The following is an 11,942-nucleotide window of genomic DNA, read 5'->3' as shown; positions in this document are numbered from 1 at the left end:
TGAAAAGACAGTGAGATGAATTATTGTGTAAATTTGGCTCCGGCTCGCAAATTTCAATTCTCGCTCGAAAAGTACGGATTCCGGCATGTAAACCGTTGAAACTGGCACGAAAAGAAACCGATCCGGCACGTAAATTTAATTTCCGGCTCGTAATAAACTTAGATAGGAAATTTACCTTAAATTCATTAGTATATATTCCCACGGTTAACTACATTATTTCACGTATTTTCTATTAATTTTCCTACCTAAAGAAATAGTTCTAAATGATTCTGTTATAACGTAACCCATCTTACTTAGATCGGCCGATTTCCAACATCAAAAAAAAATCCAACGCTATTATCAGCTGTTGGATTTTTTATCTCTTATGGCTTAACAACAAGCGGAACGAATTTCCCTTCATTGACTGAAATTAAACCACGATCTGTTATTTTTAGCGCCGGGCTCACAGGTAGTGATAAGGTACTTATAGACATGATGACATTATAATGCTTATAGCCTAATGATTTCAGAGTAAGCGTCAGATGATCCACCTGCTCGGCAACGATTTCTAATGGCTCCTCAGAAAGAATGCCTCCAACCGGAAGCGGTACACTTGATAATACTTCACCATTCAAAACACAGCAAATACCACCTTGACTCTGGATTACTTCATTCGCTGCAAGTATCATATCTTCTACGTTATGGCCGATGACTAATAAATTATGATTATCGTGAGAATAGGTTGTAGCGATAGCCCCTCGCTTAATGATGTCCCCGCTTATCAATCCATGTGCTCGGTTTCCATTTTTCCCATATCGCTCAAACGTTGCAATTAATCCATACTCACTTTCCTGCCAATCCAGCTTACCATTGGAAATGGATAGAGTATCGTGAATTTCTTTTGTAAACGTAGAGCCGTCATTCACTTCAATGATTCGACAAGGATAACTACCATCTTCTAATTCCAATGATACTTCAAAATCTTTCGCAGTTAACTCATTCAGCACGATACTACGATAAAAACTTTCCGGGAAGCTCTTTTCACTTACCACCTGCTCATAAGGGTGCTTGTGATGATAAACTTGTTCACCATCTTTATAAACTTCTTCTATAATAAATGATTCAAGATTTGAAACTAATAAAAAGTCGGCAATTTTTCCGGCTGCAATGATTCCGCGATCATGCATCTGCATCCTTTTCGCAGGCGTATACGTACAAGCATATATAGCTTTCTCTGGCGGCATGCCCATTTGAATTGCTTTCTTTAATAAATGGTTCAATTGTCCATATTTCTGAAAATAATCCGGCATCACATCATCAGTTACAAAGCAAAAATGCTCATCCACCGCTTCATTCATTAAGAATGCAATGATTTCTTCGGTCATGGATTTTTCTTGAATTTCTAAAAACATCCCCGCCGCGATACGTTGCTGCATCCCTTCCACTGTTTGATGTGTATGATCTGAATTGACACCTGCAAATAAAATTTGCTGTAATTCCAAATCAAGTAGTTTAGGAACGTGGCCTTCGATAATTAAGTCAGGGTAATTTGTTTTGATATAATTCAAAATTTGATTCGTTTTACATGCTGGGTCCGTAATCACATCATAGAAATTCATGATTTCACCTAAACATTTCATTTCACCCGTTTGTAGCAATTCATCAATATCTGCAATTTCGATACTCCCACCTGTAGTCTCCATCGTTGTCGCGGGCACTGAACTTGGAATTGCATAGAACATATCTGCTACACAATCACGACTCGCTTTCATCATTTCCTTCACACCAGAGACACCAAAGACATTCGCCATTTCATGCGGTTCTGGTACAATCGTCGTTACCCCATTTTTGATGATTCCATATGAAAAGGTAGCGGGTGTAACCATTGTGCTCTCGATGTGTAAATGAATATCAATTAAACCTGGGATCATATATTTTTCTTTTGCTTCAATTACTTTATCAGCAGAAAAAAAATCTTGTCCACGTTCGCCAACATAATAGAATTTCCCATCGACAACTGCTACATTACTTTTCATGAATTTCTTCAAAAAGCTATTATAAACGTTGGCATTCGTAATTAGCATATCTATTTTCATTCTGTTCGCCTCCTGTTTTACTTAACAAGTACCATGTTGTTCGCTGGAAAGTCGAGTATGATTTCCTCGCCAACTTGATAAGGTACAAGCATTTCTTGATTGACTGTAAAATCTCCAATTGGCGTTTCTACGATATATTGATAGCTTCTTCCTAAATACGTTCTTATCTTCACTTTTCCAGGCAGTGCATTTTTCGCCGAAGTTACAGGTCCTTGAATTGGACGGATCACTAAATTATCTGGACGAATCGCACCGACTTTTTTGTCAGTATCTGAATTTTCTTTATTTTTTTGAACGATAAATGTATATCCCGACTTTGTCAGTTCAATTTCATTTTCATGAATGGTTTGGTCTTCAAAGTCGATAAAGTTTTTAAAACCGATAAAGTCTGCGACAAATTTCGTCTTCGGATAATTATAGATCGTAGCGGGGTCACTTAATTGCTCAATAATTCCTTTATTCATAATTGCCACTTGATCTGAAATCGCGAAGCATTCTTCTTGATCATGAGATACGTAAACCGTTGTGATGCCAAGCTCCTGTTGAATACGACGAATTTCAATCCGCATATTTTCACGGAGATTGGCATCAAGATTACTAAGAGGCTCATCGAAAAGTAATAAATCAGGCTCAATTACTAGTGCCCTTGCGATCGCAACACGCTGTCTCTGACCACCTGAAAGTTCTTTTGGATATCGTTTTTCAAACCCTCTAAGATTAACGATTTCTAACACACTTGCCACTCGTTTTTCTATTTCACTTTTGGAAGCCTTTCTAAGCCGAAGTCCGAAAGCTACATTATCAAAAATCGTTAAATGAGGAAATAGTGCATAGTTTTGAAATACGAAGCCAAAATTTCTTTTGTTAACCGGGACCTTTGTATAATCCTTGCCTTTATATAAGAACTTGCCATTATTTGATTCAAGAAAGCCTGCAATTAATCGAAGGGTTGTCGTTTTTCCACAGCCACTTGGACCAAGCAGAGAAACAAACTTCCCTTCTTCAATTTCTAAATTAAAATCCTGCAATATATTTTGTTTGTTGTATGCAACTGATATGTTTTCTAATGTGAATAAAGCCATTACTTGTTGCCTCCGTTATCGTTTAGTGAAATATGATAAGCCCATTAACCGCTCAACTATGAACATAAAGAACGCCGTAATAATCATCAGCATTACTGAAATGGCTGCAATTGTAGGATCAAAGTATGTTTCAACATATGTTAGCATTTGTATTGGAAAGGTGCTGACACCTGGTCCAGTCATGAATACGGAAATATCAACATTATTGAATGATTCTAAAAATGCAATCATAACGGCTGCGATGATTCCTGACTTGATATTAGGCAGAACAACCTGAAAGAATGTTCCAATCTTGCTTGCACCCAAGCTATGTGCTGCTTCTTCAATAGAGAAATCGAAGGTTGACAAACTTGAAGATATTACGCGGATAACAAATGGAAGCATAATAATTGTATGACCGATAAACAAGCCTGTATAAATTGGTAAATGATAGGTTGTAACAATATAACGCAAAAACGTAAAACCTAAAACGATACCTGGAATCAAAATCGGTGAAATAAACACGGCATTCAAGACAGATTTTCCTTTAAAGTCGAATCTGGATAAAGCATAAGCCGCTGGAATTCCTAATATCAATGCCAAAAGATTTCCTGCTAATGAGACAATGATGGATGTCTTGAAAGATGTCAAAAACATGTTTACTTTAAAAATATTTTCATACCATTTAAACGAAAACGTCTCAATAGGAAATTTCAGAACACTTCCGCCTTCAAAAGATGTAACGGAAATGATGAGCAAAGGCCCTAGTAAAAAAACAAATACAAGGAACGTAAATACAGCCAATCCCCGATTTTTTTGCTTCATATTAACCTTACCCCTTTGGATTTATTTTATATGCAATTTGGTTCATTATTATAGTCACCAGTAACGTGATAACAATCATAATTGTGGCAACGATTGCTGCTGTATGCCAGTCATTTAATGTTGTTGCATTTTGATAGAGAAATGTGGAAATTACCCGTTGTTTCCCTCCCAATAAAGCTGGAGTTGTATAGGCCGTAAAGCTGCCGACAAAAACGAGAATACTTCCGATGACAAGTCCTGGCATGGACAGTGGCAGAACGACTTTCGCAAAAACACCTAGTCTAGATGCGCCTAAGCTTTCTGCTGCCGTTAACAAATCCTCATCCATATTTTCCAAAACACCGATTAACGTAATAATAATTAATGGCAAGAATAAATGAACGAGGCCAATAATGATCGCAGTAGGGGTGTACAAAATATTTAACGGTTCTTCTATAAGTCCTATACTAAGTAAAAGCTTGTTGAGTACACCATTCTTCCCAATAATAATCATCCAGCTGAATGAGCGGACAACTGAGCTAGTAAGAAGTGGGAAGATGGAAAGTAATAATAGGAGTACCTTGGTTCTTGTCCCAACCTTAGAAATATAGTAAGCAACTGGAAAGCCTAATAAAATACAGATAAACGTTGTTACAAGACTAACTCTAAGCGTTGTTAGTAAAATACCGATGAAATACTTATCTTGAAAGTAGTGCAGATAACCTTCAAAGCTAAAGCTGCCTTCATTAAAAAATGTTGATCCAATCGTTAACAAAATCGGAATCACCATAAAGATTGTTAAAAATAATGCTCCTGGCAATAACAACAGGTAAATCGTACGGTTTCTCATTTTATCCTCCCAGTTTGCACACTTTAAGAATTTATGACCTTATGAAATAGTGCAATAAAAGCTTTTTCATCTACATCTAAACAAACATCAAGATTGGCTGTTCTCCCTAAACGATTTTGAAAATCACAAACCGTTTGTCCGTCACATAATTCACTGCTCGTTTCTACATCTACATAATATTTTCTCTTCGTCACAATATTAGCGTTTATTGCAATCGCAACAGCAAGGGGATCATGCATCACAGCACCATGAATCTGATAACGCTCAAAATATCTTTGTCGATAATCCGTCGTACTTTCTTTAATATAAGAAGAAAGTATCGGATTATGAATGGCATCCATATGCTCTTCTGTTAGTAACACTTTTCTAGTCACATCTAAACCGACTAAAGTCAAGGAAGGAAAACCCGCATGAAATACGATCTTTGCCGCTTCCGGATCAGTGAACATATTATACTCAGCAGTTGGTGTGACATTGCCTACGTCTTTCACTACACCACCCATAAAGATTACTTCTTTCACAAACTTCGTAATCTCAGGACACTTCTTTACTGCAAGTGCTAGATTTGTAAGAGGCGCAGTCATAACAAGGGTTACCTCACCTGGAAAACTCAATATCGAATTAATAATGAAATCAGGACCAAATCCTTCATCGGGTTGTTTTTTAGGAACCATATCCTTTAATGCTCCACCGATTCCATCTTCACCATGTATTCGGTGTTCAAAATAAGGGATTCTCACTAATGGAGCAGAAGCCCCCATGATAACGGGGACATCCACTTCTGCTAATTCAACAACCTTACATGTATTAACCGTTGCAGCTTCTAAAGATACATTTCCATTCACAGTCGTAATCCCAAGTACATCCATCTCCTTGCTCTTTAAAGCAAGCAAGATTCCAATAGCATCATCTACTCCTGTATCAACATCAAGAATGACTTTTTTAGTCATAGTAAGCACCTCAAATTCTTATTGAGCTAATTCCTTATTCCAACGATCAATCCATTGTTTTGAGTTTTTATTCACGAATTTCATATCAAGGATATTCAGGCTATTAATAACATCTTCCCCATACGTAAGTCCTTTAGCTTCTTCTTCTGTTAATTGAACTTTCGTATTAACTGGTGAATCTATTTTTGCTTTTGCTGATTTTTCTTGAACTTCTTTACTTAAAAGATAATTAATAAATTCTTCTGCTAGTTCTTTTTGCTCGCTGCCTTTTACAATATTCACTGTATTCATGACCGCATATCCGCCTTCTTTAGGTGAAACAAATTTAGCATTTGGAACAGCTTCCTGTAATTGTGTAAAGTACATTTCCATAATCGGTCCAGCTGCGATTTCACCTTGTGCAAACATGTTTACGAATTCAGAAGTTTGCCCATATTCCTTAAGCACATTTGGCATAAGCTCTTTTAATTTCGTAAACGCAGCATCTTCATTAAATTTTGTATTTCCACTTACTTTAGAAGCAGCATCTAAAAACATCGGTCCAGTCGTCGATGTAATTCCAGGGATCGTTATTACTCCACCTAGATCTTTAATCCATAAATCAGCCCATGAAGTAATTGGTTTTTTTACCTCATCAGGATTATATGCAATTCCGAATTGAGCGATTGTATAAGCTGGTCCATATTCTTTACCTAATGGAGCTTTGGCCATCTCATAGATATTCTCAACATTAGGAATAACGCTATGATCAATTTTTTCGAACAAACCATCCTGAATACCTTGCTCAGCATAGTAGTCAGATAAGTAAATGACATCGACATCCGAATTTCCTTGGCGAACTTTGTTTAAACGATCCGCATTATTCCCTGAATCCAAAACAATTTCAACATTATGTTCTTTCTCAAAGGGTTTATACACTTCTTCTCGAAAGAAATCTTCCGAAAATCCCCAAGTAGAAATGACTAATTTTTCTTTTTTCGCCGATGAATCTGATGAAGAACAAGCACTTAATGTCAAAGCTAATGCAGATACCATAGTTAGATTTTTGATAATTTTCTTCATAATTTAAACTCCTATCATTCTGATATTTTTTAAAGCAATAAAAAAGACAATCTCAAATAGAATAAGGTTATTCTACCCAAGATCGTCTTTTCCTTGTAAACAAAGAGATAAATAATCATTTGGTTTATTATTGCGGCGTTTCGTCCAGATAAATCCGGTTGAAAATCCAATATTATCAAATTTCTCGTAAAACAATATTTGTAAAGGACTTTTGGGTGGCTGCATCATAATCTCTTAGAACAGCTTCAATATCCCAATCCGTCCTTTCTTCTAATTTCTGCCTTAATTTCTTCTTATATAGTAGAGATAAATGAAAATCGACTTCTTGCTTTAGGCTAGGTACTTCTCCCTCCAGCACAATCGATCGTGGTGCTCTACGATGCTTAGCCTGCAGTGTAAGTACATTAGCTTCAATTGATACCTTCATGGAAAGCGTACCAATTCCGAATAATTCCTTTGAAACTTCATTATAAGCATGAGAAATTAATTTCTTTGTTTCATTATTGTTGCTTGGGAAAATATTTATCACCCCTGCAGTTCTTCGTTATTGATGATTATACATACTATCCAGAACGTTTTCAATATAATGTTCGTATTATTTGTTATTTTTTTTTAATCTATACTATTTTTTTAAAATTATCCAGTCAAATACGAATAAATAGCCATTTTTTTCAAAATTCTGGATTGATAAAATCGTTCATTATCAAATAAATCCATTTTAGATATTATTTTAATATATCATCATTTAATTACTAATTAACTATTTATCACCTTTTTAACTATCCTCCCTTAGCGCTAAGCCCATGAAATAACGCAGTAAAATTTCCTCATTTTTACATTTTATTTAGGGATATTATGTAAATTGGATTATTCTTGTATTATAATAGAAGAAAGGAGGAATTTTAAGGGAAATATAAAAAAAGAACTGTTTCCTTTTCACGCAAGGTAGTTCATTTCAGGCTACAAATAGAAGAGGAGTATGATGGCAAATGCATAAAGAAAATAAAAACCTTGTCATTCTCTCGTCGTCCTTTGTCTTGTTAGTCGTATTGAACTTTCCTTCATCCGCTGTTTACTCTAATGATTTAATGACTGTAGAACCGATCGAATCCGCCTTGGAGCTAGCCAGCCATTCAGACGTCGAACAAGCAAAAGCACTTGTCGCAAAAGCTTTGACTGTGAATGAAAGCGCGATTTTTACACTCAATCATGAACAAGCCCTATTACTTGGCTATACTGAGGATCAAGTCAACCAATTAGCTGAAACATTTGAATCATTTACACCGGAAGAAGTTGCCTATATAAGCGAACAAACGCAAGCTAAACCTATTGACATACCACTCATCCCTATTGACTTGAGTGAGCTGATAGCCATTATGACCGCTTTAGGATTAGCAGGCATTGCTCAACAATTCTTACAAGAATTATACAAAAATGGTCTCACACAAGCATGTAAAAGATTTTCACGACGGAATAAATATATTAAAAATTTTTGCAAAAACAATAAATATCCGACATCTATGTAAAAAAACGCAAGCGCCATAATCAACCTAAAAGCATCTGACTAGATGAGATGGTTGCTTGCGCAAAAATCGAGAGACAAAGTTTTCTCAGCTGCCCAAAAAGAAAGAAGACCATTCTCAGGTCTTCTTTCTCTTTCTTCAGAATTCCTTTACCATCTGTGAGCCTTTGCATTAGTTCTTAAGATAAAGGTGTTTTGTGTCACTTCGGTATGACCATTAACTTGAGATTTTGAACGCTTAGGTCTTGTCCAATTATGGTGAAACTGTTTCGAATGGGCATCAAGCTGATCTTTATAACTCATTCAAAAATCACCTCATCATTAGTATAGGTTATCCTGAAGCTGTGTGATATTACGAGAATATCTTTTAAAGTATGTGTCACTTCCCATAAAATCATACAAAGTTTTTACCCTTTATTTATCTTTGAATCCTTCTGTCACTTTTGTTTTGACTTCTTCAATGCAGCGCATCTTTGTATCCCAGCATTTTTGACTTAAATCAACTGGATACTTCTCTGGATGGAGGGAACGCTTATACTCAGACCATAATTCATCTAAATTTCGCTCCAGTTTTTTTTGAATATCTGATAGTTCTGGAAGTTCATAAACTACTTCCCCATTCATCATGACTGGAATTTGCAGTTCTCTCGCTTCGAAGCACGTAATAAATTTACTAATGTAGGTGTGAACTGGATCAAACATTTTAAGGCGTTCCTCTGCTCCTGGGTTTTCATCATCCATTGCGATGTATTCCCCTTCTGCTTTCCCATTCATTGTATTGATGATTCGATATACCCTTTTTAAGCCTGGTGTTGTGACTTTCTCAGGGTTTGCAGATATTTTTATTGTATCTATCAACTCTCCTGATTCGTTTTCGATTGCGACAAGTTTATAAACAGCACCTAAAGCTGGTTGTTCGTACGCTGTAATTAATTTAGTTCCTATCCCCCATGTATCAATCCTGGCACCCTGTGCTTTTAAGTTCATGATTGTATATTCGTCTAAATCACTCGAAGCTGTAATTTTCGCCTCAGTGAACCCAGCATCATCCAGCATTCTTCTCGCTTCCTTCGACAAATAAGCAAGATCACCACTATCTAGGCGAATCCCTTTAAAGTTTATTTTGTCTCCAAGTTCCTTAGCTACTCGAATCGCGTTTGGTACACCAGATTTAAGCGTGTCATACGTATCAACAAGAAAAACACAGTCTTTATGGCTCTGTGCATATTTATGAAAGGCGATATATTCATCTTTATAGGCTTGAACCATCGCATGTGCATGAGTGCCAGCTACTGGAATGCCAAATATTTTACCTGCTCTGACATTACTCGTTGCATCAAAACCACCAATAAAGGCTGCACGTGTTCCCCAGATTGCGGCATCCATTTCCTGCGCTCGTCTGGAACCAAATTCTAAAGCCTGTTCATCACCAATCACCTGCTTGATCCTAGATGCTTTTGTCGCAATCAATGTTTGGTAATTCACGATGTTTAGTAATGCGGTTTCCACAAGCTGTGCTTCAGCTAAAGGAGCTTCAATACGAATGAGCGGTTCATTACCGAAAGCTAATTCCCCTTCTTCCATTGATTTTACCGTGCCAGTAAATTTCAAGCTTTCTAAATAGCTGAGAAACGCTTCTGGGTAGTTCATTTCATGACGCAAATACTCAATATCACTCGAAGTAAAGGCAAAGCTTTCTAAATAGCTGAGAGCCTTCTCCAATCCTGCAAAAACAGCATAGCCATTTCCGAAAGGCATTTTTCGAAAAAATAATTCAAACACTGCTTTTCGATTATGAATCTGATCCTGCCAATACGTTTGGATCATATTAATCTGATATAAATCAGTATGTAATGCTAAACCATCATCCTCATAGAGCTTTTTCATCTTATCGACCCTCCAGCTTTTTAGTTTCTTACCACTATTGTTGGCGTCTACTTACATATTCAATACAGGATTATCGATGTCCTTTTAAATATACAGATTATACAGATACTTACTTTCTACAAATTTATGTCAAATATAGAACGTCATCAAAATTGGGAATAATCGAGATTCATCATTTCAATGCTTCATAAATCTTGCCTATAACACTACCATACGTACTAATGCTGAACATGTCCCCATAAAACCAATTTGAATCGACAAGATGATCAATAACAGCCGAATGCTTCTTGTTCGTTAAAAGAGCGATCGCCAAATTATTTTCCCGATCAATGACAGTTATTGTACCTGTCCACCCTGTATGACCAATTACCTTATCACCTGCATACTCGCCAAACATCCAGTTCATGCTTTCATCCCCATTAAGCCTCCACCCAAGACCGAATGTCGGATTCAGCTCAGATGGTGTTGTAAATACGTCAATCGTTTCTTTATCGAATAGCTTTGTGTTATCGTATCCCCCATCATTCAGCATTACCTGAAGAAGTACTGCAAGATCGTGCGTATTACTAAACAATCCTGCATGTCCCGAAACCCCATCCATTGAATAGTATGCATTTTCATCATGTACTTCACCTTGCAGAGTATACGTTCTCATATTAGGAAACATTAGATATCCGTCACGGGTATTACCGTTTAGCTCGGTCGCTGCAAAATCTTGTTCTTTGAAGCCCTTTTTTAATGGCGTAAAGACTGTGTGCTTCAATCCAAGCGGCTTATATATTGTGTTTTCGACATACTGGTCTAGTTTTTGACCAGTTACTCTTTCAATAATAAAACCTAGAAGTATATAATCAATATCACTATATATTTGAGTTGTACCGGGGATAGATTGTAATGGCGTTTTAATGATCTTATCCAACATCTCTTTACGGTCTTGTGTGAATAATGCGCCTGCCTGCTCAGGATTATAGTAATGAACACTCGAAGGGAAACCCGCAATATGATGGAGCAGATCGACAATACGCAATGTTTCCTTTGCATTGATCACATCATTCGGCGAATCCTTAAACTCTGGGATATAATGTGAAATAGGATGGTTTAAATTGATTTTACCTTCACTGACTAGTTTTTGAAGAGCATAGTTAACCGCGTACATCTTCGTATTAGAAGCCAAGTCAAACATCGTATCCTTTTTCATCTTTTGTGGCTGCTTTAGAAAGGGGAAGCTATTGTATTTCTTTGCGTATCCATATGACGTGTTTTTCACGACTTTTCCATTTTTAATGATGATAAGCGCTGCTCCAGGGAAGCCATTCCTAATTTCATTCTCGATAAATGAATCAACTTCAGACAATTCTTTCGTAGAAAACCCTACATCCTCAGGTGTTTTTATTGAAGATAGTGTAGGATATTTACTTTTATTCTGACATTGATTATCGTCAGTCTGTTTTGTATAATCGACATTTTCCTGATGAATGGTTGAGGAAAAAGCTGGTGTACTCCTTAACACGAATAGAAGAACCAATAGCACTAGTCCTTTTTTATACATGTTATGTTTCATATTCTTCATCCCCATCTCCACATTCAAAATAACTAATCTACAAATTAACGATCACCGAATGATAATATTAAGTAACATCCTATTCATACCCTTTATCATCATAGCCTGTGTTTTACGTATCATTTTTATTTATCCTTTTTAATAATAAAAAGCGGTTGTCCCAAAAGAGT

Annotated in this window: 11 protein-coding genes; 1 reads left to right on the top strand and 10 read right to left on the bottom strand. The window is 36.5% G+C overall.

Annotation, left to right across the window (positions count from 1 at the left end):
* Nucleotides 1-362: 362 nt before the first annotated feature.
* From JNUCC23_RS07080 to JNUCC23_RS07050, 7 genes are all read right to left on the bottom strand, one after another.
* On the bottom strand, nt 363-2,075 hold the full coding sequence (locus tag JNUCC23_RS07080; RefSeq protein ID WP_454214990.1) for an adenine deaminase C-terminal domain-containing protein: 1,713 nt from the start codon (nt 2,073-2,075) through the stop codon (nt 363-365).
* 17 nt (nt 2,076-2,092) lie between these two features.
* Nucleotides 2,093-3,157 (bottom strand): ABC transporter ATP-binding protein, encoded by a 1,065-nt coding sequence (locus tag JNUCC23_RS07075; protein ID WP_403072935.1) that lies wholly within the window; start codon nt 3,155-3,157, stop codon nt 2,093-2,095.
* Nucleotides 3,158-3,172: 15 nt separating this feature from the next.
* Complete coding sequence (locus JNUCC23_RS07070; RefSeq protein WP_062181914.1) at nt 3,173-3,961, bottom strand: ABC transporter permease; 789 nt, start codon at nt 3,959-3,961, stop codon at nt 3,173-3,175.
* 7 nt (nt 3,962-3,968) lie between these two features.
* Nucleotides 3,969-4,790: an ABC transporter permease gene (locus JNUCC23_RS07065; protein WP_062181917.1), complete on the bottom strand. Its 822-nt coding sequence runs from the start codon at nt 4,788-4,790 to the stop codon at nt 3,969-3,971.
* Between the two features lie 23 nt (nt 4,791-4,813).
* A complete protein-coding gene (locus JNUCC23_RS07060) occupies nt 4,814-5,740 on the bottom strand; it encodes a nucleoside hydrolase (RefSeq protein ID WP_403072930.1) in 927 nt (308 codons plus the stop codon).
* A gap of 18 nt (nt 5,741-5,758) precedes the next feature.
* Entirely contained in the window at nt 5,759-6,802 is a 1,044-nt protein-coding gene (locus JNUCC23_RS07055) for an ABC transporter substrate-binding protein (RefSeq protein ID WP_454214987.1), read from the bottom strand.
* A 175-nt stretch (nt 6,803-6,977) separates the two neighbouring features.
* On the bottom strand, nt 6,978-7,331 hold the full coding sequence (locus JNUCC23_RS07050) for a DUF2294 domain-containing protein (RefSeq protein WP_082675056.1): 354 nt from the start codon (nt 7,329-7,331) through the stop codon (nt 6,978-6,980).
* 460 nt (nt 7,332-7,791) lie between these two features.
* On the opposite strand from JNUCC23_RS07050, the gene JNUCC23_RS07045 reads away from it, so the two are divergent.
* Nucleotides 7,792-8,328 carry a hypothetical protein gene (locus tag JNUCC23_RS07045; protein WP_403072923.1) on the top strand — a complete coding sequence of 179 codons (537 nt, stop codon included), beginning with the start codon at nt 7,792-7,794 and terminating at the stop codon, nt 8,326-8,328.
* A 146-nt stretch (nt 8,329-8,474) separates the two neighbouring features.
* Here the strand turns inward: JNUCC23_RS07045 and JNUCC23_RS07040 are convergent, their stop codons facing one another.
* The 3 genes from JNUCC23_RS07040 to pbp4b form a co-directional block, all read right to left on the bottom strand.
* Complete coding sequence (locus tag JNUCC23_RS07040) at nt 8,475-8,627, bottom strand: YpzG family protein (protein ID WP_082675057.1); 153 nt, start codon at nt 8,625-8,627, stop codon at nt 8,475-8,477.
* Between the two features lie 111 nt (nt 8,628-8,738).
* Nucleotides 8,739-10,211, bottom strand: coding sequence for a nicotinate phosphoribosyltransferase (locus JNUCC23_RS07035; protein ID WP_403072919.1), 1,473 nt, complete (start codon nt 10,209-10,211; stop codon nt 8,739-8,741).
* A gap of 172 nt (nt 10,212-10,383) precedes the next feature.
* A complete protein-coding gene (gene pbp4b, locus JNUCC23_RS07030; RefSeq protein WP_454214983.1) occupies nt 10,384-11,772 on the bottom strand; it encodes a penicillin binding protein PBP4B in 1,389 nt (462 codons plus the stop codon).
* Nucleotides 11,773-11,942 lie beyond the last annotated feature (170 nt).

Source organism: Peribacillus sp. JNUCC 23, assembly GCF_053653995.1.
The sequence above is the reverse complement of the archived record's forward strand: the minus strand, read 5'-3'. Positions and strand labels throughout refer to the sequence as shown.

Coding starts and splice junctions, on each gene's coding strand:
- JNUCC23_RS07080 (WP_454214990.1), bottom strand. CDS start 2,075: ATGAAAATAGATATGCTAATTACGAATGCCAACGTTTATAATAGCTTT.
- JNUCC23_RS07075 (WP_403072935.1), bottom strand. CDS start 3,157: ATGGCTTTATTCACATTAGAAAACATATCAGTTGCATACAACAAACAA.
- JNUCC23_RS07070 (WP_062181914.1), bottom strand. CDS start 3,961: ATGAAGCAAAAAAATCGGGGATTGGCTGTATTTACGTTCCTTGTATTT.
- JNUCC23_RS07065 (WP_062181917.1), bottom strand. CDS start 4,790: ATGAGAAACCGTACGATTTACCTGTTGTTATTGCCAGGAGCATTATTT.
- JNUCC23_RS07060 (WP_403072930.1), bottom strand. CDS start 5,740: ATGACTAAAAAAGTCATTCTTGATGTTGATACAGGAGTAGATGATGCT.
- JNUCC23_RS07055 (WP_454214987.1), bottom strand. CDS start 6,802: ATGAAGAAAATTATCAAAAATCTAACTATGGTATCTGCATTAGCTTTG.
- JNUCC23_RS07045 (WP_403072923.1), top strand. CDS start 7,792: ATGCATAAAGAAAATAAAAACCTTGTCATTCTCTCGTCGTCCTTTGTC.
- JNUCC23_RS07040 (WP_082675057.1), bottom strand. CDS start 8,627: ATGAGTTATAAAGATCAGCTTGATGCCCATTCGAAACAGTTTCACCAT.
- JNUCC23_RS07035 (WP_403072919.1), bottom strand. CDS start 10,211: ATGAAAAAGCTCTATGAGGATGATGGTTTAGCATTACATACTGATTTA.
- pbp4b (WP_454214983.1), bottom strand. CDS start 11,772: ATGAAACATAACATGTATAAAAAAGGACTAGTGCTATTGGTTCTTCTA.